Genomic DNA, 24,497 nt, shown 5'->3' with positions numbered 1-24,497 from the left:
AAACCGTTAACCTTGAAAGCTGTCAGAGACTGCCAGTTTGAAACGGGCCGATTCTTACCAGGTTTTCCGGATCGTGCTCTCCACCGAGCTGCTCGGTCGAAAAGTATTCACGGCTGTTCAACGGGGCCTGCCAGCGGGCAGCCAAGCGGCGAAAGAGCCCCCAGGATGCCTGATTGTCAGGGGTGATGGTGGTTTCGAGGTGGTGCACGTCATCCAGTTCAGGACGCGACATGATCGCCTCTACCAGCCGCCGTGCAAGCCCTGTACCACGCGCTTTCTCGCCTACGGCGACTTGCCACAGGAAGTAGGTATCAGGGGCATTGTCTTTCACATAACCTGAGACGAAGCCGACGATCTCACCCTCTTCGTTGGTGGCCACCGCACAGGTATCTCGAAACTGGGTTGCCAGCAAAAGATAGGCATATGCGGAATTGACATCCAGCGGCGGGCACGCCTTGACCAGCTCGTAGATGCCCCAACCGTCATCGGCATTGGGCTTGCGAATGAACAGCGGCGCTTCGGCATGGCCCACGACGGCATCGGCCACGGTGGGTCTGGCGAGCTCTGCTGAGGGTGTAAAAGGCTTGATAGGCGTACTCATGGTTATGCTTCGCTGTAGCGAATTTGAGCTTCATTATAACAGCTGATTATGAGCAATTCAAAAATCATATTATTTATCCGAAGGTTTTCCATAATCCAGGATTATCAAAGTGGCCCTGCCGCTCACAGGACTGGCCTGCACGATCACGATTCACTGAGGATTCACTGAGTCTAGAACACCCTCACGGATGCGCGAGACAAAAAAGGCGAGCATCAGCTCGCCTCTCTTTTTTGCACTGTTATCCTGGTGGCGCAACGTTCAATAGCGTGATGGAGTGCGTAACGTGACAAACTCTTCAGCAGCCGTCGGGTGAATCCCTACGGTGCGATCGAAGTCTTCCTTGGTCAGCCCTGCGCGCACGGCAATGGCAATACCCTGGATCAGTTCTCCCGCCTCTTCACCTACCATATGAGCCCCCACCACGACGTCAGTCGTATCGTCGACGATCAGCTTCATCAACACACGCTCATCGCTCCCCGAGAGCGTGTGCTTCATGGGCTTGAAATCGGTGCGATAGACTCGGATGCCGTCGAACTGCTCTCTGGCGGCTTCTTCGGAGAGCCCTACCGTGCCGATATTGGGATGGCAGAAAACGGCGGTCGGTATCGTGTGGTAATCCAGAGGTCGCGGAGCACGCTGATGAAAGTGTATGTCGACCAGCTGCATGGCTTCTGCCAGCGCGACGGGCGTCAGTTCTGGGCCCGCGGTCAAATCCCCCAGCGCCAGAACGGAGGGCACACGGGTCTGGAATCGAGCGTCTACCGGTACTTTGCCGTCCGCATCAAGCTCGATCTGCAGCGCCTCGAGTCCCAGTCCTGCCGTATTGGATTTTCGACCCGTCGCTGCCAGCACAGCGTCTACTTCCAATACGTCTCCGTTGGTCAGCTCGACCTTGAGTGCACCGCTCTCCAACGTATCGATACGAGCGATATTGACACCAAAATGAAGATTAACGCCTTTCTTGGCCATTTCCGCGCGGGTGAACTCCCGAACTTCTTGATCGAACCCTTTCAGGAACATCTCACCGCGATAAATGAGGTGGGTGTCGCTCCCCAGCCCATTGAAGATGCTGGCAAACTCCACCGCGATATAGCCGCCCCCCAGCACCAGGAAACGCTCAGGGAAGCGTTCGAGATCAAACACCTGATTGGAGGTGAGCGCCAGTTCGCTGCCCGGAAACTCGGGCACCCATGGCCAACCGCCCGTCGCCAGCAGGATCTTCTCGGCACTGTAAGTGATTTCCTGACCCTCTTGGGTCAACACAACCTGGTGCGGCCCTGCCAACCGTGCACGGCCATTGAGCAGCGTGACGCCCGCACCTTCCAGCATACGCTGGTAAATGCCATTGAGACGCTTGATTTCGCTGGTCTTGTTGTCGCGCAAGGTGGCCCAGTCAAAGGTCGGCGGCGCACTCATTTGCCAGCCAAAACCTGCCGCATCGTCAAAGCTATCGTGAAAATGCGCAGCGTAGGAGTAAAGCTTCTTGGGCACACAGCCCACGTTGACACAGGTGCCACCCAGGTAACGATCCTCAGCCACTGCTACCCGAGCGCCCGTCGCGGCGGCCATGCGCGCGGCACGCACCCCACCCGATCCCGCCCCAATCACCAGTAAATCGTAATCATGCGCCGTTTTGGCTGACCCGGTGTCTGACATCGTTTCTGACATGGTTGCTTCTACTCCTTGCTTGAAGCTGCCGCACTTGATAGGCAGCCCCCGGTTGATCTGGAACTGACGAGACGCATAAAACTCGTTACTCTGTATGCCCTTGGCTGCATTGACATGCTGCCACTTTCGATGAAATACGTTCTCCCGGGAGACTCAATGTCCGATAAAATTGCCACGCTGCTGGAAAACAACCGCGCCTGGGCTGAGCGGATGTGTCAGGAAGACCCTGATTACTTCAAGCGCCTATCGAGCCAGCAAAAGCCAGACTACTTGTGGATTGGCTGCTCCGATAGCCGCGTACCGGCCAATCAGATCATCGCGTTGCCGCCTGGCGAAGTGTTCGTTCACCGCAACGTCGCGAATCTGCTGCACCATACCGACATGAACGCCCTGTCGGTGGTGCAGTATGCCGTCGACGTCCTCAAGGTCAGTCATATCATGATCGTTGGCCACTACGGCTGCGGGGGCATCAAGGCCGCCGTCACCGGAGGCGAGTGCGGCGTTGTGGACTACTGGCTGCACTCGGTGCGTGAGCAGTACAACCAGCACCGCCAAACGCTGGAAGCCCTGCCTCTCGACGCGCAAATCGATCGAATGTGTGAACTCAACGTACAGGCGCAAGTGAACAGCCTGTGTCGCACCAAGATCCTCCAGCGCGCCTGGCAGCGTGGCCAGAAGATCTCGGTGCATGGTTGGGTATATGGCCTGGACGACGGCCGGGTGAAAGACCTCGATTGCACCATAAGCGGGCTCGAACAGGTCGAAACCCTCTACCGCATCGACCGCGTTCAGTCGGGCGATTGAGCGTAGGCCACCGCGCTAGTTGTAGCGATAAGCGCGGTGGCAGCTCCGGCAGCTGAGACTCACGTCCGAAAAGGCCCGCGTAGCGGCACGGTAATCCTCCTGCTGTGCGGCCTCCACCAGGTCGGCTACTTTTTCTTCCAGGTCAACGAAGCCCGCTGAGAAATCTTCCCACTCCTGCCATATTTCCGGCCGAGCATCGGAACCACGCCCATGGGTGCCTTCGATGAAGGCAGGCAAGAAGTGCGCTTGCGTGGCTTTCTGCTGCAGCTCCTCCAGGCGAGGTTCGGCCCCACGAGCATCACGATTATTGACCAGGTCAAAACGCAGCTGACGCAATAGCCGCTCCAGATCCTTAAGCTCATCCTGACGCCAAATGACGGCGTCTCGTTCGCTGGCGAAAGGCGTGCCCTCTGCCGAGGTCGGCATATCCGACGGGCTGGCTTGAGCCATGGAGCCCATCATCAAAAGTGCGCACCCTGCCAGGCTGCTGTGCCATACATCATTGCGTCTACGCTGCCGCATCGTTAGTTTCCTGTTCAAACGGATATCGTGGGCTAGCCAATGGCACAGGTCACACCCGTACCCTTCAACCCGCAGTAGCCGCCGGGATTTTTATCGAGGTACTGCTGGTGATACGCCTCGGCATAGTAGAACGTATCCAGCGGTTTGATTTCGGTGGTGATACGCCCTTTGCCCGCCGCTTCCAGCGCCTGTTGAAACGCGGCTGCACTCTGCTGGGCACGCGCCAACTGCTGCTCGGTGGTGGTGAAGATCGCTGAACGGTACTGGCTGCCGATATCGTTACCCTGGCGATTTCCTTGAGTGGGATCGTGCTCTTCCCAGAAAATCTGCAGCAGCTTCTCCAGCCCGATCACACTCGGATCATAAACGACCCGCACGACTTCCGTATGACCGGTAAGCCCGGTACAGGTCTCCTGATAAGTGGGGTTGGGAGTGGTACCGCCCGCATAACCTGCAGCCGTGACGACCACACCGGGCTGCCGCCAGAAAAGACGCTCCACGCCCCAGAAGCAGCCCATCCCCAGCACGATTTCCTCGCAGCCAGCTGGAAATGGCGGATGTAGCGACGCCCTCGTCACGGTATGCACCTCACTGGTCTCGATAGGCGTGCTGCGGCCTTCGGGTGCCGTCTGGCGAGATGTAAAAAACGACATCGATGTTCTCCTATTGCTGCGGATAGACGTAAGGATCGCCCGAGCGGGTAAAGGTGTAAATCAGGTCAACCGCTTGATTCGCACCAGACACCGCCTGGAGGTACAAGTTCCGCCACAGGGTGTAGCGCAGCGTCAGCTCAGCGATGGGTGAGAAAATGCCTACCCCGTAGCTGATGCGCAGGTCATCGGTCAATTGACCACTGACGGCAACCTGGCTTTCATCGCCAGCCCCCGTGGTATCCAGCGTCAGGTCATCGATCCCGAAGGCTTGTCCCAGAGATCCGACGGCCCCACCGGTCCGACCCAATGACATGCCGATCAGTGCCGTGGTCAAAGCACTATCGATGCCGCCACCCGAAGCATCAGGGGCACGACCACGCAACAGATACGAAAGCGCACGGGTCTCGTCCATGGAGGGCTCGGCAAAGATCAACACGTTCGGCTCTTCGGCATTACCCGAGACCCGCAGCCCGGCAATGACTTCGTCTTCGGTGATGTCCGGATTACGAATCGCTTCGAAATCCAGCACGGGCAAGCCAGGCGGACCGCTGAACAGCAGTTGCCCACGCCGGATCAGCAAGTCCTGCCCAAAGGCCTGGAAACGGCCATCGACCAGATTCACATCACCAAACAGTTGCAGCACACCGCTCTCCTGGCGTATCTCCAGGCTACCTCCCAAGCCAGACTCCAGACCGTAGGCGGAAATCTGCATGTCGCGACCCAGGGTCAAGGTGATCAGGACATCGATGGCCATGCCCGTAGCCGCCAGCTCCTGTGCGGCGCTGGGATCTTCACCCGCCTCGATGGCGCGCTGGCGCGCCTGTTCGGCTTCTCGATCATCACGTTCGGTAATGATGATTTCATCGGGGCTGGGTGACGTGGCCGACGAGGGAAGATCGCCTATTTCCAGCCGCGCCCAGGGCAAATCGACATTGCCTCTGACCTGCAAACGCTCTGGCGTGATACGCACACGTATATCCGGCGCAGCTTCCAAGCGGCCAAACTGGGGCAGCACCACCAGCAGGGGCTCTCGAGTGGCATTGAGGTCTACACCAATCCGCCACGCATCGCTGGCCGGCCAGTAAGCCTCGCCAGTGATATTCAGCCGCCCTCTTTCCGCGGCCACGAAGCCGTCGATATCGCCTTGTTCGCCGTCGAACGTGATGCTGATTTCACCGTCCTGTACATCCACCGGAATATCAGGGCCGTGTACACGTAGGCCACGTAGGGCGAGCTGACCCTGCAGATCGGGTTGCTGAGTGCTACCGGCAATCTGAACGTTGCCATTCAATGCCCCCTCGAGGCGGTCCATGCCCAGCATCATCGGGCGATAGGGCTCCAGAGAGACGCTGTTGGCCCGCAGCTCACCCGCTAAAGCACCCTGCCCCAGAGGGTCGTTGACGGAGACGTTGAGCGTCATTTCTCCGGCCTCGGACAGTGAGAGCAACAGGTTGGCATCCGCCTGTGATTGGTTGGCCTCGATTTGGGTATCCAGGCTCAATACCGGCAGGGCCACCGGCTGGCCGTAATCGTTGATGGCGGTAATCGCCAGCTCACTGAGCACCTGCACGTCGGCTTGCCAGCGCGCACCACCCTGACGCCAGCTGGCCGCCAGCTCGGCGGTTGTGGCGCCTTCGAAGCTCCACTCTTCGGGCAGGAAAGGCTCGAGCATCTCCATGGGAACTTCGCTGAGCCGGAGGCTGGCCTGCCCTTGCTCTGCCGACGCTGTCATGGGGTCATCCGAACAGATCAGGCCACCTTCCAGCCGCCGCAAGCAGAATGGCGACAGCCGCGCTTGACCATTGGCCAGGTTGTAGCCGATATCCAGCGGCGCCTCGAGGCGAATACTGCCCGCCTCACTGTCCAGCTCCAGCGGCATCAGCCGGGCTTGATACTGCTCGGCGGCCTGATTGAAGCGCCCGCTCAGGGCGAGCGATGCGGCGCTGAGCACGTTGCCTGGCGCACCGTCGACAGTGACGTTCAGGGTGTGCTGGGACAAGCGCCCGTTCAGATTGATGGCCAGATTGGATAACGCCTGACCACCGGCATTGACGTTTTGAGCATCGAGTTCGATACGCAAGGTGGGATCATCTATCCCTTGTACATTGGCTGCCAAACCCAGGTCGTCGATACGATTCTCTGCAAATCTCAGCTGGTTGCCGGTCAGCCTTGCCACCAGCGCGGGTGCGCTGAAGCTGCCGGTGGCACGCAGGTCACCATTGAGGCGCCCTGCCAGCTCCGGATGCAGCGTTTGCAGTTCGGTGAGCGCAATATCCGCCTGCAGCGACATGGCTTGTTCACTCACTTGGCCGGAAGCCGTCAAGCGGTTGTTACCCTGGGTGAACAGCAGTCGTTCGATATCGACTTCCAGATCGCTATTGGCCTCCAGCGCGGCTGCCAGCGTCAGCGGATACTCTTGCAGCTCACCGTCGATGGCCAGCTCAGGGAGAGCGATGTCCCAACGCTCTCCCTGCTGCTGAACGCTGGCAGTAATGCGCCCATTCAGGTTGCCTTCCAGCTGATCGACGAATAGCGAGGGATCAAGGTTGCTCAATTGCACATTGGCATCGATGCGCAGTGCGTCGGCCCAGTTCACTTGGCCTTCGCTGGTCAAGCGACTCTCTTCGATACGCAGACTCAAGGGCGCCCAGCGGAAGGAAGTCATGTCACCCTCGCCGGTCAAGTCGATGGAAGTACCCGGCACTTGAGGTGCCTGGGTATCGACCAGCAGTCTGACAGCGTAGGCATCCAGGTTGCCGTTGATGGTCAAATCCAACGCCTGCGCCACGTAGGTGTTGTCTGCATCACGCTCCATGCTTTCCAACGGCCACTCGACGCGTTCGCTTTGCAAACGCGCGGTAAAGGGCACATCAGGCGCGAGGACATCTGCCTCGGCCGCCAGGGTCGCGTTGATCTGCCCAGACACATCCAGCTCCGCCGACAGATCCGCCAGCGAGCCCGAAAGCCTTAGCGTCAGCGTTTCTCCGCTCAAGGCCGGGAAGAGTTCCGGCAACAGGAGTACGCTTTGCAACTCGGCCTCCAACGGGTAATCGTCTACCAGCGTTACCTCCGCCATCAATCGTGCCGTGGCATCTTGGGTATCCACTTCAAGCGTAGAAAGCACCACGTTGTCACGCTCTGCATGTCCGGCCAGCAGCACCCGCTCCACATTGTAGGTAAACGCACCGGCCACGCTGATATCAGTGACCAGCAACGACGTAATGGCGACATCAATAGGGAGCTCGATGGCAGGCAGCGACAGCCGTTCACGCGGTGCCAGGGGACCCGCTATTGGCTCCTCGTCGTGGGGCTGATTCACTTGGATGGCACTATCGATACCGACGGCTGTCAGCGGAGTGTCGATATCCTCCGTAAGCTGCCCACCTGGAGACAGCGGCAGATGAACGGCCAAGCGTTCGAGGCGAGTCGGTTCGATGATGACCTGCTGCTGCGCGGCGGAGATGGAGGTAGTAAAGCGCTCCCAAGCCACATGAGTGCCATCGGCCAAGTGCAGCTGAACGTCGCTGAGATCGATATCGCGCAGTTCGATGGGGAATGGCAAATGAATGCGCGAGAGCGGTGCCGATTCACTGTCGGGCTCTTCAGATGCATCGCTGGCAGTCAGGCGGATATCGGCACCTGAAAGATGCAACCTTTCCAGGCATAGCCTTCCCGATAGCAGGCAGTCATCTGCCCAGACAAGCTCCACCTGATCCAGGGTCACCCGAGTGCCGCCCATCGCCAAGTGAAAGCCCTGAAGTCGGAAGCTCTCCAGCAGCGCGCCTTCTTGCTGCTCGTAGCTGAACCAGCCACGCTGCTCGCCTTGCGAAAACAGCTGCCCTGTCCCCCAGGGGGAAAGCGCCGTCCCCAGCAGCAGCGCTACCAGGCCCAGCACCCAAAGGGGTAGCCATATGGCCAGCCTCAGCAGACTCCACAGCGTCAGCCACAGACGACGCCGGGTAGAGAGCATCTCGCGGTTTGGGGGTGTCGTTACATCAACCTTGGCCAAAGAGCTCTCCTAGAATTCTGGTCCGATCGAAAAGTGCACTCGGTAGTCATCGTCGTTGTCGAACGGGTGCGCAACGTCAAAACGTATTGGGCCCACCGGCGATACCCAGCGCACACCTACCCCTGCCCCGGTTTTCAGCTCCTCGGGGCCCCAGTTATCGAATGCATCACCGCTGTCGATGAAGGTAGCGCCCCACCAGTCGCCTGTCACGCGGCGCTGATATTCCAGGGTGGACGTCAGCATCTGCTGACCGCCGCGCAAACGACCCTGCTCATTACGGGGCGATAGGCTTTCGTAGGAGTACCCGCGCACGCTGCGATCCCCTCCGGCAAAAAAGCGCAGCGATGGGGGCAGCTTGTCGAAGTCATCGGTTTCGATAGCCCCGATGCTCAGGCGAGCCACGAAGCGGTTGTCGCTGCCCAGCATACGAATCCATTCGGTGTCTCCCGTAAGACGGGCAAAGTCGGCATCGGAGCCCCAGGCACTGTCGGAGTATTCCAGTGACAGCTGCTGGCGATCCCCCCAGAGGGGAAAGCGCTGGGGGCGAGTCCGTGTGCGCGACCATTGAATGCCGGGATAGAAAAGCCATACCTGGTCGGCCTGACCCCCTTGGGTAAAGTCCTCATAGGTGGTTCTGAAGTAAAGCGTTTGCACCCAGCGGTTCTCGAACTCCCAGCGACGCGCTACCTCGACCGTACCCTGCAGTGAGCGGGTATCGCTGTCATCGATATTGCGCACGCCGTACTGGAGGCGATAGTTATCGCGGATCGGGTCTTCTAGCGGAATGTTATATACCCCGGTGAAGCGCTGTTCCGGCGCTGAGAGGTAGAGATTGTGTTCCAGACTGTGGCCCAACGGATTGATCCACGGCTGACGCCAGCCAAAGCGCAGCCTGGGGCCAACATCGGTGGCAAACCCTATCCCCACCTCGTACTGATGGCGGTCGGCGGGTTGCACGTTGACATCAACAGGAAGGCGCGTATCGTCGCGGCTATGAAGACTCAACGCGCTGGCCAGTGCCGCACCGCTGATACGGGGCCGAACAGGCTGTGAGGCCACGGCTTCGCTCCACCAGGGGGAGCCTCCCGTTGGCGGCGCAATGATCAGTTCCCGAGCGGTTTCAAGGCGTGGTCGCACCGACACCGAGCTGAACCAGCCGGTTTCGGCCAGGCGCTGGTTGTAGAGGGCCAGGGACTCCGCCAGGTAAGGGTCGCCTTCGTCGAATGTCTGCATCTGTCGCAGGCGTTCAGGGTCGATGTGACTACCGGTAATCAGCGTGTTGCCGAACTGGTAGCGAGGCCCGCTATCGAACCCCATGTAGAGTCTGGCACTTTCCAGGTAGGGACGTACTTCCATACGGCGGTCCGAAAACCCCCAGTCGAAATAGCCACGCTCGATGGCCAGCCCGGAAAACTGGTTGCGCAGTCGATCCCAGGGTGCGTGACGCAAAGGGTCTCCCACCTTGAGCGGGAAGTCGTCTAGCGCTTCTTGGAAGGGGGGGTCATCCGCCGCATCGCCAGTGACATTGATCTCGAGTACGTCTATCTTCACCCGTGGCCCAGGCTCGATACGAACGGCAATCGGAGTCTCTTCGAGAGAGACACGCACCTCGGGCTGGTAATAGCCATATACCCGCATGGCTTCCTGAGTGCGCTGGCGAATTTCACCTTCCAAGCGCACATCGGTATACTGCTCGGCGTCGATGTTTTCCAGATAGGCATCGATATTGTTACGCACTTGCTGATCGACACCGCTGATGTTGGCTTCCAGCCCCCATACCGACACCGAAGCCGCCAATAACGGTAGTGCACAAGCCATGCGCACCATGCCAGGCCATTGCCGTTGTCTTCCCATACGTCTTTATCCCTAACCCCAAATTATCGGCGTGTGGCGTGCTAGTTACGCAGCATCTCCATTTGTGCGCTAAAGGCCAGTTGGGCTTGCCGCACCTGTCGCACATCGCTTTCGAGGGTCGCCAACCGCTGCGACCACTCGGCTTCCAGTGACGCCAGCTCGGACTGGCTTGCAAACGTGGCGGTGGTGTCATCCTCCAGCGCTTCAGAGAGCTGGGCAAGCTGTTGCTCCATGGTATCACGCCACTGCTGCTGCTCGGCCAAGACAGCCTGCTCGCTGGCCAGTTGCTGCTCCAGCTGCTCGAGTCGTTGGCCGAAGGACTGTTCCAGATAAGACACCTCTTCAAGCAGATTTTGTCTACCGGAAGTCCCTACCTGCTCCAGCGCATTCAGCGAGGCACGAATCGCTGCCAGCTGGTTATCTCGCATGGCAGCCTGCTCCTCCAGACGCTCGAACTGCTGAGCGACGGAGTTCAGCGCATCACTGGAGGCACTGGCCTCATGGTCAGTGAGCAGGCCATACAACTCTTCACGCGTGGTGGAGAGCGCAATGGCAAGTTGCTCCTGCTCCTGGAACAGTGTGGCCATTTGAGCCTGTACAAAGGTTATCTCATCCTGAGCATCGGTGTCACCCGAGTCCAATCTCGCATGAAGATTGGAGACCTCGCCACTCACCCGGTTGACTTGTCGCAGGAGCTCTTCACGCTCGTACCACAACAGCACCGATGCCCCGGCCAAGGCCACGACGAGCAGCATCAGGAAACACCATAATGGCCAGAGCCTTGGGCCTTTGCGATGCCGCAAGTGCTGCGCAGTGAAGCTCTGGTCGACATCCGGCACGATACGAGGTGATGAGGTGGCGTCAGACATGATTTTTCCTTAGGGCAACATCGGGTCGGCGCGTCGTCCAATTCCCCGGTAGTGTAGGCCACAGCTGGCGACAAAAGCAGGGTCATAAATATTGCGGCCATCCAGTACCAGTTTTTCTCCCAGCAGCGTCGCCAGGCGATGCCAATCCGGGTTCCAGTAAGTCTTCCATTCCGTCACCAGCATCAAGGCATCTGCCCCTTGGCACGCCTGGTAAGGGTCGCCTTGGACGGTAATCAAGTCATCGCGCTGGCCGACGGCTTCATGCAGGGCCGGCAGTGCTGCCGGGTCATGCAACTTGACCGTTACGCCCTGCGCCCAAAGGGCTTCCAGCAGTGTCAGCACAGGGGCGTGGTCGATTCGTGCCGTTCCCGGCTTGAAGGCAGCCCCCCACACGGCAATCGTCTTGCCTGCCAGGTTACCATCGAAAAACGCCCACAATTTTCTGAACAAGGTCTCTTTCTTTTGCTCGTTGATATCCATGACCTGCTCCAGCAAAGCGGAGTAACGGCCATGCGCCGATTGAACATCGGCCAGGCCCATCAGATCACGGGAGAAATTGGGGCCACCAAAACCACAGCCGGGATAGAGATATTCGAAACCGATTCGGCTATCCGCCCCCATCCCCTGGCGCACATGCTCCACGTCCACACCCAATGTATCCGCCAAGCCAGCAACTTCATTCATGTAGCTGATACGCGTGGCCAACATACCATTGATGGCCAGCTTGGTCAGTTCAGCCGCTCGACAGGGCATACGCTGAAACACTTCGCTGCGGCGATTGAAGGCCCGCAACAACTCACGCGTGACCTGCTCACCGTGAGCATCATCACAGCCCAGTAGCCAACGCACCGGCCGAGTGAAAGCGGACCATGCCCGGCCTTCTTCCAACGTGTCAGGCAGCGCCACACGGCTATGCTGATGGCCCATCAACGCATGAAGGCGCTCGGTTTCACCCACAGGGAAAGTCGAGTTATTGATCAGCACGCCGCCTTGATAATCAGCAAACGTGGAACTGTTGAGCAGACGGCGCGCTGAATCACGTTGGCTAGGTGACAGAGCCAGCCAGACCACATCGGGCGCGTGAGACGAGTCGAGTGTTTCGATGACGCGCAGTTGCCCCGACGCCAAGGCCTGTTCCAGCTGCGCCATGAGCGAAGGCTCACGGCGCAGCCAATCGACCTGAGCCAATGATGACCAGGGCATGTCTTCGTGCAACAGCCAGTCCACCTGATGACCTACCCAGGCGAGGGCGGCAGCCGCCGTGGCGGCACTCAGCTCGCTACCGTGCAGTAATACCCGCATTCAAAGGCTCTCCATGGCAAACAACCGTCGATAAAATAGGGGGTTGGGCATCATGCCTCGCTCCTTTTCATGCGTTCCGCTCCGGGAGTGGTTAGAATACTCCCATACTCAACGATAGAAGGGTGATGGGCAAGGCATTGCCCTCTCCACTTTATTGCCGACTTGCTCAGGGAGCCATACCATGTCATCGACTCTTCAGGATAGCACCACTGACCGCCTACAGGGCAACGTTGATGCGGCAGAAGTTGCCAAATTTGAAGCACTTGCCAGCCGCTGGTGGGATCCTCACAGTGAGTTCAAGCCACTGCACGACATCAACCCTTTGCGGCTGGACTTCATTGATGCTCGCGCTGGCCTGGCAGGCAAACAAGTGCTGGATGTAGGTTGTGGGGGCGGCATCTTGAGCGAAGCCATGGCGCACCGTGGCGCACGCGTGACCGGTATCGACATGGGCGAAGCACCGCTGGGAGTGGCAAGACTGCACGCTGAAGAGAGTGGTGTGGCTATCGACTACCAGCACATCAGTGTCGAAGCACTGGCAGCCCAGCAGCCTGGCACGTTCGATGTGGTCACCTGCATGGAGATGCTGGAGCACGTGCCAGACCCGGCTTCTATCATCCGTGCCTGCAGTCAACTGGTGCGGCCAGGCGGCCACGTGTTCTTTTCTACGCTGAACCGCACGCCCAAGTCCTACGCCTTCGCTATCGTCGGTGCCGAATACCTGCTCAAGCTACTTCCCCGTGGCACCCACGACTATGCAAAATTCATTCGCCCCTCCGAAATGGCCCACTGGGCGCGTAGCGCCTCGCTGGAAGTGCGTGAGCAGAGCGGTTTGACCTATAACCCGCTGACACGACACTACCGCCTGGTGGCCCATGACGTATCGGTCAACTACATGATGCACTGTCGCAAGGTGAGCGAATAGATGCGCCCTTCTGCCCCCCACGCCGTGATCTTCGACCTGGATGGCACGCTGGTGGACACAGCGCCGGATCTGGCCGCCGCCACCAATGCCTTGAGAGCCCACCATGGCCTCGCGGCCCTGCCCTTCGAACAGATTCGCGGGCAGGTCTCCAATGGTGGCAGTGCTCTGGTCTCGCTGGCTCTGGGTCTTGACAGCGGCAGTGACGAGCATGAGCAGGCGCGTGACTTTCTACTCGATGCCTACGAGCAGAAAGTCGCCGTACACAGCCGCCTGTTTTCTCCGCTGGACGTGTGGCTGCATGCCTGGCAAGAACGCGCTCGCCCTTGGGGAATCGTCACCAACAAACCAAGGCGCTATACCGTTCCGTTATTGGATGCCTTGGAACTCACACCTGGGGCACTGCTGTGTGCCGATGACCTGAGCGTCAAGAAACCCGCCCCCGAGCCTCTATGGGAAGCTGCCAAGCGGTTGGGCGTAGCGCCTGAGCGTTGTTGGTACATAGGCGATCATGTCAGGGACATGCAGGCAGCGCGAGCGGCTGGCATGCTGGCCGTAGCGGTAGGCTATGGCTACATCAGCGAAGAGGACGACTACCAGCGATGGCCTGCCGATGTCTGGTTTGCGACGTGCGAGGAGCTGGTGGCCGCGTTAGACGACCACCGCTCCCAGTGACATGCTCATCGGCCCATGGGGCCGATGGCGCACTTGCTGCATCCTTCAGGCAAATCAACTACGCGGCGGCTGGGCATCGTACTTCTGGCCGCTGACCCCTTGGCTGTCCGGGCCCATCAGCCATAGGTAGGTGGGCATGATCTCTTCTGGCGTGCGCAGCGTCAGCGGGTCTTCGCCAGGATAGGCCGAACGCCGCATCTGGGTTCGCGTGGCACCAGGATTGAGCGTGTTCACCCGCACATGCGGCTGATTTTCGAGCTCGTCTGCCAGCACTTCCATAAACCCTTCGGTGGCAAACTTGGAGACTGAGTAGGCGCCCCAATAAGCACGACCTTTACGACCGACGCTAGAGGAGGTAAAGATCACCGACGCGTCATCAGACGCCTGCAGCAGCGGCAACAGCGCCTGCGTCATCCAGATGGGGCCGTTGATGTTCACCTGCATGACCTGTTCCCACAGCTCGGGATTGTACTGGTCGAAGGGGGTGATACGGCCCAACAGCCCTGCATTGTGCAACAAACCATCCAGCCGACCGAACTCGTTGTTCAACGTCTCGGCCATGTCGTGGAAGTCTTTTAACGTAGCGCCTTCGAAGTTCAACGGGAAAATGGCTGGCTGAGGACCGCCTTGAGCTTCGATTTCATCGTAAACGCGTTCCAGCTTGGCAATGGTACGACCAAGCAAAATCACGGTTGCCCCATGTTTGGCATACTCAAGCGCTGCAACACGCCCTATGCCATCGCCCGCACCGGTTACCAACACGACGCGGTTTTCAAGCAAGCCAGGCGCTGGTTGATAGTCGATTTTGCAGTTCATGAGGATTCCTTGATCCAAGAAAGCCGATTAACCGGCTGATTGACGGAGAAAATCATTGGCAAGGCCAGCAGCGCTGCTTTGCGGGTAGTCGTCACGCACTTGCTCCAACAGCTCACGACTGCGTGCCGCTTCCCCTTTACGCGCCTTGACCAGTCCCAGCTTGTAAAGCGCATCAGGCACTTTGGAGCTGCCACTGTATTGCTCGATGACACGTGTAAAGGCCTGATCTGCCGCGTCCAACTCACCTTCTGCCGCGTACAGTTCGCCCAGCCAGTAATGGCCATTGGCAGTCAGGCTGCTGTCCGGGTGGTCGGCCACGAACGATTCGAAAGCCGCAATGGCATCGCCGAACTGGCGCGCCTGCACATGAGCAAAGGCAGCCTGGTAATCGGCCTGAGCGTCGTCACTGACGTTGCGGGTCGATGGGGCCTGGGCCACCTGCTCGGCAACTTCCGGTTCGACTTGGGGCGTGGACTGCTCGATCTGACTGGGACCGCTGCTCATCAGGCGGTCTTCGATATCCAGATACTGCTGCTGAGACTGTCTACGCAGCTGTTCCAACTGGTGACGCAGCTCTTCGATCTGCCCCCGCAGCTGCTGGATTTCCTGCTGGTGCTCTTGAACCTGATTGAACAGCACCAGGTTGCCACCCGAGGACTCTTGACGCTGCGTCTGTTGGTAGAAACCCGAAGAACCAGAAGAGAGATCTTGCACCAGCGGCTGCTGAGCAACGGCGGAGGCAGTAAACAGGGATAAGGGCAATACGGACAGCGGGAGCACCAAGGCTCCCGCACCGCACAGCCTCTCAAAATAGCGTTTGAGACTGTGATTCATTGATAGCTCCGAAAGGCCATTGGCGTGCCTGATGACAGGCACGCCAACGCTATCAGTAGTTGAAGACTACGCGACGGTTCTGAGAGTAAGCACTTTCGCTCTGACCGCTCACTGCCGGACGCTCTTCACCGTAGCTGACAACGCTCATCTGTGAAGGAGAAACGCCCTGAATGTTCAGGAAGCGCTGCACGGCTCCGGCACGACGCTCGCCGAGGGCCATGTTGTATTCACGCGTACCGCGCTCGTCGGTATGGCCATGCAGAACGACGCGTGCGTTCGGGTTGGCACGCAGGTAGCGAGCGTGGGCCATGACGACGGACTCATATTCGCTCTTGATGGTATCGCGGTCAAAATCGAAGTAGATGGTACGCACTTCGGGAATACGCGAGTCGGCTTGCTGACCAGCACCCGAGCCAGTGGTGGAACCATACTGACCACCCGCACCTGCGCCCGACGTGCCAGACCCTACGCTGCTGCCAGACTGGCTGCCGTAGGCGTCCCCGTCCTGGGATCCGCCGGTGCTGGAACAGCCAGCGATAACTACGATAGATAACGCTACTGCCAATGAGCGAGCCAACGGCTTAAGTTGCATAATCAGACTCCTTGCCTGAAAACAGAGTTTAGTGCTGTTCATTCGTTAATTTAAAAAAGGTGACCATGCAGGGTCACGCACTTCGCCTTGTGCTGCTGGCAGCCTGAACGATGAACGGCCATCGGCTGAAACGGCACTGAGCACACCCGCACTACCCTGCTGGGTAGCGAAGATTACCATGGTACCGTTCGGTGCAACACTAGGAGATTCATCTCTTGTCGATTCGCTCAAGACCACTAAGCGACCACCCCCAAGATCCTGCTTGGCAACCTGATAACCCCGGCTTGAACGATGGATGAAGAAGATCTCTTCACCGTCGGGAGAGAAGCGGGCACGGGCATTATAGTTACCTGTGAACGTAATGCGATTAGTTTCGCCACTACCCAGCGAATATTGATAAATCTGCGGCCCACCGCTGCGGTCAGAAGTAAAAATCAGGCTGCGGCCATCGGGTGACCATGCTGGCTCGGTGTCGATACTGTTGCTTTGGGTGACACGCTCCACGGAGCGGTTGGCCACATCCAGAATGTAGATTTCAGGCTGACCATCCTTTGACAGCGACATGGCAATGCGACGGCCATCGGGCGACCAGGTAGGCGCGCCATTGATGCCGTCGAACGACGTCGCCTGCACACGCTGGCCGGTGGCCACGTCCTGAATGTAGATGGCGGCCTGGCCAGACTCGAAAGACACATACGCCAGTTTACGTCCATCCGGTGACCATGCTGGCGACATGATGGGCTGGTCAGAGGTCAGCACTTGCTGGCTTCTGCGGCCATCGGCATCGGCCACGTAGAGGCCGAACTGCATGTTGTCGCCCACGCCTTGCGCAGTCACATAGGCAATGCGCGTGGAGAATGCGCCACGAATATCCGTGATCGCTTCGAAGATCTCATCGCTGATATAGTGCGCCGCACCACGCAGATCATTACTGTTGGCGGTGACGGTTTCACTCAGGATAGGACGCTGACCACTGATATCCATCAGGTCGAACTGCAGCTCATAGCCACTGCCCGATTGGCGCGCTCGGCCTACTACCAGATAGCGGACATCCAATGAACGCCAGGTGCCGAACTGAACGTCGCTGGCCTGGCTGGGGCGCTCGAACATGGCGCCTCTATCCAGCGGTGAAAAGTAGCCGCTGCGCTCGAGGTTGTCCTGGATGATCTGAGCCACGTCTTCCGGGAAGCCTTCGCCTCCCTCGAACGGGACCACGCCAATGGGCAGCGCACGGTCACTGCCACGGGTTATTTCAATGGTCAGGTTTGCGCTTGCCACACTGCTGATCAACAGCAGTACGCAAAAAAGCCACACTTTGCTCAACGTTTGCATCAGCGAACATCCCCCGGGGTAAATCGCAGATTAAATTGACGTAAATTGCGCTGCTGATCCGCTGGCAAGTCGCGTAACTCGCCAAACGGTGCTGCATGTTCGACCGCCTGCATTGCCGACCGGTCAAAGGCACTGTCGCCACTTGAAGTGACCACCGATGTGGCAAGCAGTTCGCCCGATGGTCCAAGCCTTACCTGTATGGTAGCACTCATCGAGTTGCTTGCTCCCGGCGGAATGACCCAGGCCTGCTCAACGGCTCGCCGCACGATGTTGATAAAGCTGTTTGCCGCCTGCTGGGCCTGCTGAGCATTGGCAGCCGCTTCGGCTTCACCCGCCAACTGGCGCTGCATGGCCGCTTCTGCCGCTTCGGCAGCACGTCGCTCCTCAGCCTCACGCTGACGCTGGGCTTCGGCTTCCCGCTGACGCTGGGCTTCTGCTTCAGCCTCCCGCTGGCGTTGGGCTTCTGCTTCAGCCTCCCGCTGACGTTGGGCTTCTGCTTCGGCTTCCCGCTGACGTTGGGCTTCTGCTTCGGCTTCCCGCTGGCGTTGGGCTTCTGCTTCGGCCTCCCGCTGGCGCTGGGCTTCTGCTTCGGCTTCCCGCTGGCGCTGGGCTTCTGCTTCGGCTTCCCGCTGGCGCTGGGCTTCTGCTTCGGCTTCCCGCTGGGCTTCCGCCTCGGCTTGGCGTTGGGCTTCTGCTTCTTCCCGGGCGCGCTGCTCAGCGGCCTGCTCTTCTGCTGCCCGCTGAGCTTCCTGCTCGCGCCGCTGGGCCTCTGCTTCGGCCTCGGCCTGGGCTTCGGCCAGCTCACGGGCTTGCTGCTCTGCACGGGCTGCGGCTTCTGCCTCGCGCTGTGCCGCCGCGGCAGCCTCTGCTTCAGCTGCCTGCTCTGCGGGGCTAGGTGCTTCAGGTGCTGGCTCGCTCTCGGCCGGCTCGGTCGCACTGTTCAGCGCGGCCTGCTGCTCGGTGACCTGCTGCGCCTGATCGGTAAAGGTTTCCGTGCTGACAAAAGTGGCCTGCACGATCGATGAGGAGTCGGGCTCTGCAGGCGTGCTGGGTAGCCGAATCAGCGTGAACGCAATCACGACGAGATGCACGCCAATCGCCAGAACCGTCGGCAATGTGTAGCCGACATCCTGGGGGTCGCGTGGTGGTTTCACTGCCATCGGTGACTCGCCCTTAGCCATCTTGCGGCGGCTCTGAGAGCAGCCCAACGTTCGCCACACCAGAGCGTTGCAGGGTGCTCATCAACATGACGACCTGGCCATAAGGCACGCTACGGTCGCCCCTGACCATGACAGGGGTGCCAGGTCGCCGTTGGAGAATGGCAATGACGCGTTCGGAAATCTGCTCCAAAGAGACATTGCTGGTGTCTTCACCCAAGGTGATGAAGTAGCCACCGTCACGATCCACCGAAATGATGATCGGATCACTGTCTTCTTGAGTCTCGATAGGTTCCGAAGTGACCTGCGGCAAATCCACCTGCACGCCTTGCGTCAACATGGGCGCCGTGATCATGAAAATGACCAGCAGCACCAGCATGACATCGATGAAGGGGACGACATTGATCTCCCCCATGGGCTTTTTCTTGCCGCCGCGATTAAACGAACCTTGCATGACGAACTCCTTTAGCGGGCATCGGGCTTGCCGTCGCGACCTTGCAAGTTGCGATGCAGGATCGCATGGAATTCTTCAGCAAAATTTTCGTACTTGCCCAACAGGCGAGAGGCTTCGTTGGAAAGGCGGTTATAGAAGATAACGGCAGGAATCGCTGCCAGAAGGCCCATGGCGGTGGCGATCAGGGCTTCGGCAATCCAGGGCGCAACGGTGGCCAAAGTGGCTTGCTGGGTCATGGAAAGCGACTGGAACGAGCCCATGATGCCCCACACCGTACCAAACAGGCCGACGTAAGGGCTGACCGATGCCACGGTGGCCAGAAAAATCAGGTGCTGGGTAAGGCGATCCTCTTCCCGCGACCAGGCAACGCGCATGCTGCGCTGAACGCCTTCAAGGATCGTGTCGGCGTTACGCGTCTTGGGCATCAGACGGTTGAACTCGCGAAAGCCGGACTGGAAGATATGCTCCGCGCCGTGGCGTGGGTCATCGGCAGGAATTTCGCGGTACAGTTCATTGAGGTCGACACCCGACCAGAATGACTCTTCGAATTGATTGTACTCCTGCTTGGCACGACGCAATGCCATGCTGCGCTGGAAAATCACCACCCAAGAGAGGATCGACCCCACCACCAGCAGTAACATGACGAGCTGCACGACGGTGCTGGCACTCATTATCAAGTGGGGTATGGACATGGTGTTATCGTTCACAGTTGCCCTCTTCAATCTATTGGCGTCGACATGGCGACATGGGTAGCGGTGGTCATTTCACCGGGTTTAGCTAGCACGAGATCACACTGAAGGTCGGCTAGTGAGCCGACACAGAAAGATCGAGCGATGCAGGCCACGCTTTGGGCCGTAAGGTATCAGCGCTCAAACAGGCTATCTCGACTGTGGCGGAGCACAAGAGTTCCTTGTCTCGCCACACCTGCTGCTCGAATGTCATTCGACAACGGCCTTGATTGGCCATGGTGGCCGTTACGGTCAGCGCATCGTCGAGACGTGCTGGCTTGGCATAGCGGCAGGCAATGCGGTATACCACTAGCTGCGTCCCTTCGTCTAGCAGCGTTTGCTGATTCAGCCCCAATTCTCTCAACCATTCACTGCGGGCGCGTTCCATAAACTTCAGATAGTTAACGTAGTAGACAATACCGCCCGCGTCAGTATCTTCTATGTAAACGCGCACTGGCATCGCAAAACCATCGGTCATGGCCGCCGCTCCCCTTCTGCATTCATGGCACTGTCGGGCACTATACGCTCGAAATGTTGCCACGCCTGGCGCGTCACCACCCGACCACGTGGCGTACGCATCATCAGGCCCTGCTGAATCAGGTAAGGCTCGATCACGTCCTCGATGGTATCGCGCTCCTCGCCAATCGCCGCCGACAGCGAATCGACCCCGACAGGCCCACCGTCGAACTTGTCGATCATGGCCAGCAGCAGGCGGCGATCCATATGGTCCAGGCCATGATGGTCGACGTTGAGCATGTTCAAGGCGGCATCGGCAAGGGTCACATCGACCACCCCGTTGCCCTTGATCTCGGCATAGTCACGTACGCGGCGCAGCAGGCGATTGGCGATGCGAGGCGTCCCCCGCGAGCGACGTGCAATTTCCACCGCGCCTTCTCGGCTGGTTTCCACCCCTAGCAGGCGTGCCGAACGGGCGACGATTTCCGTCAGCTCTTCGAGATTGTAGAACTCCAGACGCTGGACGATACCGAAGCGATCGCGCAGCGGCGAGGTCAGCAGCCCTGCTCGCGTGGTCGCTCCCACCAGCGTAAAGCGGGGAAGGTCGAGCTTGATGGAGCGCGCCGCAGGTCCTTCGCCAATCATGATGTCGAGCTGAAAGTCTTCCATGGCGGGATAGAGGACCTCTTCCACCACGGGCGAAAGGCGATGTATCTCATCGATGAACAGAACGTCACCCGGCTCCAGGTTGGTCAGCATCGCAGCCAGATCCCCGGCCCGCTCGAGCACCGGCCCGGAAGTCGACTTCAGGCCGACCCCCATTTCGGTGGCGATGATATTGGCCAGCGTGGTCTTGCCAAGGCCTGGTGGGCCAAACACCAGCGTGTGGTCGAGGCTCTCTTCCCGCAATCTGGCCGCGCCAATAAAGATTTCCAGCTGCTCACGGACTCGGGGCTGGCCAATGTAGTCCCGAAGGCGCTTGGGCCGAATGGCGTGATCGATGCGAACTTCCCCGTGCTCCGGTTCAGCGGCGATCAATCGGTCATGTTCTAGCATGGCAACTCTTCTACTGGATCTGATCAACGCCGGAGCGACACGAGGTCCGGCACGCGGTGTATCAAGTGGAATTTGCGTTGCGCTCAGCCACTCATGCGCTGAGTCAGCGCCGCCTTGATCAACGCTTCGGTGGATTGATTAGGATCTACATCGGCCAGCATTTTAGCAGCTTCGGTCAGCTTGTAGCCGAGGCTGACCAGCGCTGCCTCTGCATCGGCCAAACTGTCGCGCGGGGCTGGACGGCCACTGGTGGCCTCCAGGGCCAACGGGGCGTGGCTCTGCTCCCAGTCGGGAAAGCGATCACGCATGTCGATGATCAGCCGTTCGGCCGTCTTTTTGCCCACCCCAGGCAAACGGGTCAATGCCTTGCTGTCATCGTCACGCACGCAGCGCATGAAGGCGTCCTCATCCATCCCCGAGAGAATCGCCAGCGCCAGTTTGGGGCCTACACCACTGACCTTGATCAAGGCGCGAAACAGCGCACGCTCATGCTCACGGCCGAAGCCATACAGCAAATGGGCATCGTCGCGAATGGTCAAGTGCGTATATAACGAGACGTTTTCACCTGGCGCAGGCAGCGCCACCAGCGTGTTCATGGAGGCTTCCAGTTCGTAGCCAACGCCATGGACATCCACCACGATCCAGGGGGGATGCTTCTCGATCAATAAACCAGTTAACCGACCAATCATAGGGGTGCTCGCGGGTAGTGAAAACGGTAAGCCACTATAAAGCGACTCTGTACAGATGACCAGTAACGGCTATAGCCGCCAACGCCCCGTAGAGCGTCGTTTACCCTGCTTGGCCGCGGGGGGAACTCGACCACTTCCGGTGAACGCGTGGGTCAAGGCAATGGCCAGCGCGTCGGCCGCATCGGCTTGAGGCGTGGCGGTCAACTGCAACAGCGTCGTCACCATGTGCTGCACCTGTGTTTTCTCGGCACCCCCATGTCCCGTGACGGCCTGCTTGATATGCCGGGCAGCATACTCGGAAATACTCAGCCCATGGTTGGCCAGGCATACCAGCGCGGCGCCTCGAGCTTGGCCCAGCTTTAGCGCCGAGTCGGCATTCTTGGCCATGAACACACGCTCTACCGCGACTGCTTCAGGTCGATACAGGCCGATCACTTCCCCGAGCCCGGCATAGATCTGCGCCAAACGCTGCTCCAGCGCCCCATCAGAGGTACGTATACAGCCGCTGGCCACATAGCGAGGCTTCATGCCGATCAGGTCAATGACGCCGTAGCCGGTAATCCGTGACCCAGGGTCGATCCCCATGATTCGAACGACTGCCACGGACTGATGTCCTTCCATGTACTGACTCCTGGTAACGCGATGGCAGATAAGGTGACACATAACAAAACACCGACGCAGAGCGTCGGTGTTGGCTACCTCTGGCAGGCGACAGAGCGTTTACTCGCCTGTGGTCTCCGCCTTGGCCTTTTGGCGCAGTCGAATGCTCAGCTCCTTGAGCTGCTCAGGGCTGACTTCGCCGGGGGCGTCGGTCATCAAGCAGCCAGCGCTTTGCGTTTTCGGGAAGGCGATCACTTCACGGATGGTTTTGGCACCGACCATCAGCATGACCAGGCGATCCAGACCGAAAGCCAAACCACCATGGGGCGGTGCACCGTACTGCAAGGCATCCAGCAGGAAGCCGAATTTCTCCTGCGCTTCCTCCTGGCCAATCCCCAGAATGTCGAATACGGTGCTTTGCATGGACTGATCGTGGATACGAATGGAACCACCGCCCAGCTCGGTACCGTTCAATACCATGTCGTAAGCACGCGATAGTGCGGCGGCCGGGTTGGCCTTGAGCTCTTCCGGCGTGCAGGAAGGCGCCGTGAAGGGATGGTGCAGCGGGCTCAGGCGGCCTTGATCATCGGCTTCGAACATCGGGAAATCGACCACCCAGAGCGGCGCCCAGGGCTGGGTATACATGGCCAGATCAGCGCCCAGCTTGACACGCAGTGCGCCGATGGCTTCGTTGACGATGCGCGTTTTGTCGGCACCGAAGAAGATGATGTCGCCATCTTCTGCACCCACGCGATCGAGCAGTTCCTCGACGACGTTCTCCATGAACTTGACGATGGGCGACTGCAGGCCTTCCAGCCCTTTGGCGCGCTCGTTGACTTTGATCCAGGCCAGGCCCTTGGCGCCGTAGATACCGACGAATTTGGTGTATTCGTCGATCTCTTTGCGCGACAGCTTCGCTCCACCCGGCACACGCAAGGCAGCTACACGGCCATCTTCCGCGCTGGCAGGACCAGAGAACACCTTGAAATCCACCTGCTGCATCAGGTCATCGACATCCGTCAGCTCCAACGGAATGCGCAGATCCGGCTTGTCGGAGCCGAAGCGATCCATGGCTTCCTGCCAAGTCATGCGCGGGAACTCCGGCAGCTCGACATCCAGCACTTCCTGGAACAGCTGGCGGATCATGGCTTCGGTGATGCCCATGATATCGTTTTCCTCGACGAACGAGGCCTCGATATCGATCTGGGTAAACTCTGGCTGACGGTCGGCACGCAGGTCTTCGTCACGGAAGCACTTGGCAATCTGGTAGTAGCGGTCAAAGCCCGCCACCATCAGCAGCTGCTTGAACAGCTGCGGCGACTGCGGCAGTGCAAAAAAGCTACCCGCATGGGTGCGGCTCGGCACCAGGTAGTCGCGGGCACCTTCGGGTGTCGCGCGGGTCAGGATGGGCGTTTCGATGTCCAGAAACCCCTGGCCTTCGAGAAACGCACGAACGCTGTGCGAAATACGTGAACGCAGGCGCAGCTTCTCGATCATGTCCGGCCGGCGCAGGTCGATGTAACGATGCTTCAAGCGCACCTCTTCACCCACCTTGCCATGCTCGTCCAGCTGGAAAGGCGGCGTGAGGGCAGTGTTGAGCACCTCGACTTCCTTGGCCAGCACTTCGATCATGCCAGTCGGCATGTTGGGGTTCTGAGTGCCTTCGGGACGCAGGCGAACACGCCCTGTAATACGCAGAACATATTCACTGCGCGCACGGTCGGCATTAGCAAACGCCTCGGCGGTATCGGGGTCGACGACGAATTGCGCAATCCCATCGCGGTCGCGCATGTCGAGAAAGATAACCCCACCGTGATCACGACGGCGATGTACCCAACCGCAGACGGTGACCGTTTGATCCACCAATGTTTCGTTCAGCTGGCCGCAATAATGGCTGCGCATGT

General features: G+C 59.2%; 23 protein-coding genes. 3 read left to right on the top strand and 20 right to left on the bottom strand.

The features are described 5' to 3' along the window. Positions 1-22: 22 nt before the first annotated feature. Both ectA and gorA read right to left on the bottom strand, forming a co-directional pair. Entirely contained in the window at positions 23-601 is a 579-nt protein-coding gene (gene ectA, locus IE091_RS06175; protein WP_039177953.1) for a diaminobutyrate acetyltransferase, read from the bottom strand. Positions 602-859: 258 nt separating this feature from the next. Further along, positions 860-2,269, bottom strand: coding sequence for a glutathione-disulfide reductase (gene gorA / locus IE091_RS06170; RefSeq protein ID WP_189463051.1), 1,410 nt, complete (start codon positions 2,267-2,269; stop codon positions 860-862). Between the two features lie 156 nt (positions 2,270-2,425). Between gorA and can the strand changes: the two genes are divergently transcribed. Further along, positions 2,426-3,073, top strand: coding sequence for a carbonate dehydratase (gene can, locus IE091_RS06165; RefSeq protein ID WP_081193195.1), 648 nt, complete (start codon positions 2,426-2,428; stop codon positions 3,071-3,073). Positions 3,074-3,088: 15 nt separating this feature from the next. Here the strand turns inward: can and IE091_RS06160 are convergent, their stop codons facing one another. The 6 genes from IE091_RS06160 to IE091_RS06135 are packed head-to-tail and all read right to left on the bottom strand — an operon-like array spanning position 3,089 to position 12,282. Then, positions 3,089-3,595: a c-type cytochrome gene (locus IE091_RS06160; protein ID WP_189463050.1), complete on the bottom strand. Its 507-nt coding sequence runs from the start codon at positions 3,593-3,595 to the stop codon at positions 3,089-3,091. A 32-nt stretch (positions 3,596-3,627) separates the two neighbouring features. Next, positions 3,628-4,248: a peptide-methionine (S)-S-oxide reductase MsrA gene (msrA, locus tag IE091_RS06155; protein ID WP_189463049.1), complete on the bottom strand. Its 621-nt coding sequence runs from the start codon at positions 4,246-4,248 to the stop codon at positions 3,628-3,630. Positions 4,249-4,258: 10 nt separating this feature from the next. Then, positions 4,259-8,257 (bottom strand): autotransporter assembly complex protein TamB, encoded by a 3,999-nt coding sequence (tamB, locus tag IE091_RS06150; RefSeq protein WP_479694285.1) that lies wholly within the window; start codon positions 8,255-8,257, stop codon positions 4,259-4,261. 9 nt (positions 8,258-8,266) lie between these two features. Continuing rightward, complete coding sequence (gene tamA / locus IE091_RS06145) at positions 8,267-10,111, bottom strand: autotransporter assembly complex protein TamA (RefSeq protein WP_189463048.1); 1,845 nt, start codon at positions 10,109-10,111, stop codon at positions 8,267-8,269. Positions 10,112-10,152: 41 nt separating this feature from the next. Further along, a complete protein-coding gene (locus IE091_RS06140) occupies positions 10,153-10,980 on the bottom strand; it encodes a hypothetical protein (RefSeq protein ID WP_096923003.1) in 828 nt (275 codons plus the stop codon). A 9-nt stretch (positions 10,981-10,989) separates the two neighbouring features. Continuing rightward, on the bottom strand, positions 10,990-12,282 hold the full coding sequence (locus IE091_RS06135; RefSeq protein WP_039177964.1) for a nucleotide sugar dehydrogenase: 1,293 nt from the start codon (positions 12,280-12,282) through the stop codon (positions 10,990-10,992). Between the two features lie 181 nt (positions 12,283-12,463). On the opposite strand from IE091_RS06135, the gene ubiG reads away from it, so the two are divergent. Together ubiG and IE091_RS06125 are read left to right on the top strand one after the other, a co-directional pair. Then, positions 12,464-13,207: a bifunctional 2-polyprenyl-6-hydroxyphenol methylase/3-demethylubiquinol 3-O-methyltransferase UbiG gene (gene ubiG / locus IE091_RS06130; protein WP_016913825.1), complete on the top strand. Its 744-nt coding sequence runs from the start codon at positions 12,464-12,466 to the stop codon at positions 13,205-13,207. Next, positions 13,208-13,879, top strand: coding sequence for an HAD family hydrolase (locus tag IE091_RS06125; RefSeq protein WP_189463047.1), 672 nt, complete (start codon positions 13,208-13,210; stop codon positions 13,877-13,879). Between the two features lie 54 nt (positions 13,880-13,933). Here the strand turns inward: IE091_RS06125 and IE091_RS06120 are convergent, their stop codons facing one another. The 12 genes from IE091_RS06120 to aspS all read right to left on the bottom strand — a co-directional run bounded on the left by IE091_RS06120 (position 13,934) and on the right by aspS (position 24,495). Further along, positions 13,934-14,695, bottom strand: coding sequence for a YciK family oxidoreductase (locus tag IE091_RS06120; RefSeq protein WP_016913823.1), 762 nt, complete (start codon positions 14,693-14,695; stop codon positions 13,934-13,936). Between the two features lie 27 nt (positions 14,696-14,722). Then, positions 14,723-15,529, bottom strand: a complete 807-nt coding sequence (gene ybgF / locus IE091_RS06115; RefSeq protein ID WP_039177973.1) for a tol-pal system protein YbgF — start codon at positions 15,527-15,529, stop codon at positions 14,723-14,725. 52 nt (positions 15,530-15,581) lie between these two features. Then, positions 15,582-16,121 (bottom strand): peptidoglycan-associated lipoprotein Pal, encoded by a 540-nt coding sequence (gene pal, locus IE091_RS06110; RefSeq protein WP_039177975.1) that lies wholly within the window; start codon positions 16,119-16,121, stop codon positions 15,582-15,584. Between the two features lie 45 nt (positions 16,122-16,166). Beyond that, the gene (tolB, locus tag IE091_RS06105; RefSeq protein WP_189463046.1) at positions 16,167-17,453 is read right to left on the bottom strand and encodes a Tol-Pal system beta propeller repeat protein TolB; all 1,287 of its coding nucleotides are present in this window, start codon (positions 17,451-17,453) and stop codon (positions 16,167-16,169) included. Continuing rightward, positions 17,453-18,613, bottom strand: a complete 1,161-nt coding sequence (gene tolA / locus IE091_RS06100) for a cell envelope integrity protein TolA (protein ID WP_189463045.1) — start codon at positions 18,611-18,613, stop codon at positions 17,453-17,455. The genes tolB and tolA overlap by 1 nt, the downstream gene beginning before the upstream one ends. A gap of 13 nt (positions 18,614-18,626) precedes the next feature. Then, positions 18,627-19,064 carry a protein TolR gene (gene tolR, locus IE091_RS06095; protein ID WP_016913818.1) on the bottom strand — a complete coding sequence of 146 codons (438 nt, stop codon included), beginning with the start codon at positions 19,062-19,064 and terminating at the stop codon, positions 18,627-18,629. A gap of 11 nt (positions 19,065-19,075) precedes the next feature. Continuing rightward, entirely contained in the window at positions 19,076-19,756 is a 681-nt protein-coding gene (gene tolQ / locus IE091_RS06090) for a protein TolQ (RefSeq protein ID WP_227408033.1), read from the bottom strand. Positions 19,757-19,868: 112 nt separating this feature from the next. Then, a complete protein-coding gene (gene ybgC / locus IE091_RS06085) occupies positions 19,869-20,270 on the bottom strand; it encodes a tol-pal system-associated acyl-CoA thioesterase (protein WP_039177985.1) in 402 nt (133 codons plus the stop codon). Beyond that, positions 20,267-21,304, bottom strand: a complete 1,038-nt coding sequence (ruvB, locus tag IE091_RS06080; RefSeq protein ID WP_189463044.1) for a Holliday junction branch migration DNA helicase RuvB — start codon at positions 21,302-21,304, stop codon at positions 20,267-20,269. The genes ybgC and ruvB overlap by 4 nt, the downstream gene beginning before the upstream one ends. Before the next feature lie 83 nt (positions 21,305-21,387). Then, entirely contained in the window at positions 21,388-21,993 is a 606-nt protein-coding gene (ruvA, locus tag IE091_RS06075) for a Holliday junction branch migration protein RuvA (RefSeq protein WP_039177989.1), read from the bottom strand. Positions 21,994-22,062: 69 nt separating this feature from the next. Then, positions 22,063-22,614 carry a crossover junction endodeoxyribonuclease RuvC gene (gene ruvC, locus IE091_RS06070; protein WP_096923010.1) on the bottom strand — a complete coding sequence of 184 codons (552 nt, stop codon included), beginning with the start codon at positions 22,612-22,614 and terminating at the stop codon, positions 22,063-22,065. A gap of 99 nt (positions 22,615-22,713) precedes the next feature. Further along, positions 22,714-24,495: an aspartate--tRNA ligase gene (gene aspS / locus IE091_RS06065; RefSeq protein ID WP_039177993.1), complete on the bottom strand. Its 1,782-nt coding sequence runs from the start codon at positions 24,493-24,495 to the stop codon at positions 22,714-22,716. Positions 24,496-24,497 lie beyond the last annotated feature (2 nt).

The sequence above is a fragment of the Vreelandella hamiltonii genome (assembly GCF_014651775.1).
Classification (GTDB): Bacteria; Pseudomonadota; Gammaproteobacteria; order Pseudomonadales; family Halomonadaceae; genus Vreelandella; species Vreelandella hamiltonii.
Note: the sequence above shows the minus strand (reverse complement) of the source record. Positions and strands in the feature narration are given on the sequence as shown.

Bases quoted from the DNA above. Each gene is read 5' to 3' on its own strand.
- ectA (WP_039177953.1), bottom strand. From the start codon at position 601: ATGAGTACGCCTATCAAGCCTTTTACACCCTCAGCAGAGCTCGCCAGA.
- gorA (WP_189463051.1), bottom strand. From the start codon at position 2,269: ATGTCAGAAACGATGTCAGACACCGGGTCAGCCAAAACGGCGCATGAT.
- can (WP_081193195.1), top strand. From the start codon at position 2,426: ATGTCCGATAAAATTGCCACGCTGCTGGAAAACAACCGCGCCTGGGCT.
- IE091_RS06160 (WP_189463050.1), bottom strand. From the start codon at position 3,595: ATGCGGCAGCGTAGACGCAATGATGTATGGCACAGCAGCCTGGCAGGG.
- msrA (WP_189463049.1), bottom strand. From the start codon at position 4,248: ATGTCGTTTTTTACATCTCGCCAGACGGCACCCGAAGGCCGCAGCACG.
- tamA (WP_189463048.1), bottom strand. From the start codon at position 10,111: ATGGGAAGACAACGGCAATGGCCTGGCATGGTGCGCATGGCTTGTGCA.
- IE091_RS06140 (WP_096923003.1), bottom strand. From the start codon at position 10,980: ATGTCTGACGCCACCTCATCACCTCGTATCGTGCCGGATGTCGACCAG.
- IE091_RS06135 (WP_039177964.1), bottom strand. From the start codon at position 12,282: ATGCGGGTATTACTGCACGGTAGCGAGCTGAGTGCCGCCACGGCGGCT.
- ubiG (WP_016913825.1), top strand. From the start codon at position 12,464: ATGTCATCGACTCTTCAGGATAGCACCACTGACCGCCTACAGGGCAAC.
- IE091_RS06125 (WP_189463047.1), top strand. From the start codon at position 13,208: ATGCGCCCTTCTGCCCCCCACGCCGTGATCTTCGACCTGGATGGCACG.
- IE091_RS06120 (WP_016913823.1), bottom strand. From the start codon at position 14,695: ATGAACTGCAAAATCGACTATCAACCAGCGCCTGGCTTGCTTGAAAAC.
- ybgF (WP_039177973.1), bottom strand. From the start codon at position 15,529: ATGAATCACAGTCTCAAACGCTATTTTGAGAGGCTGTGCGGTGCGGGA.
- pal (WP_039177975.1), bottom strand. From the start codon at position 16,121: ATGCAACTTAAGCCGTTGGCTCGCTCATTGGCAGTAGCGTTATCTATC.
- tolB (WP_189463046.1), bottom strand. From the start codon at position 17,453: ATGCAAACGTTGAGCAAAGTGTGGCTTTTTTGCGTACTGCTGTTGATC.
- tolA (WP_189463045.1), bottom strand. From the start codon at position 18,613: ATGGCAGTGAAACCACCACGCGACCCCCAGGATGTCGGCTACACATTG.
- tolR (WP_016913818.1), bottom strand. From the start codon at position 19,064: ATGCAAGGTTCGTTTAATCGCGGCGGCAAGAAAAAGCCCATGGGGGAG.
- tolQ (WP_227408033.1), bottom strand. From the start codon at position 19,756: ATGTCCATACCCCACTTGATAATGAGTGCCAGCACCGTCGTGCAGCTC.
- ybgC (WP_039177985.1), bottom strand. From the start codon at position 20,270: ATGACCGATGGTTTTGCGATGCCAGTGCGCGTTTACATAGAAGATACT.
- ruvB (WP_189463044.1), bottom strand. From the start codon at position 21,304: ATGCTAGAACATGACCGATTGATCGCCGCTGAACCGGAGCACGGGGAA.
- ruvA (WP_039177989.1), bottom strand. From the start codon at position 21,993: ATGATTGGTCGGTTAACTGGTTTATTGATCGAGAAGCATCCCCCCTGG.
- ruvC (WP_096923010.1), bottom strand. From the start codon at position 22,614: ATGGAAGGACATCAGTCCGTGGCAGTCGTTCGAATCATGGGGATCGAC.
- aspS (WP_039177993.1), bottom strand. From the start codon at position 24,495: ATGCGCAGCCATTATTGCGGCCAGCTGAACGAAACATTGGTGGATCAA.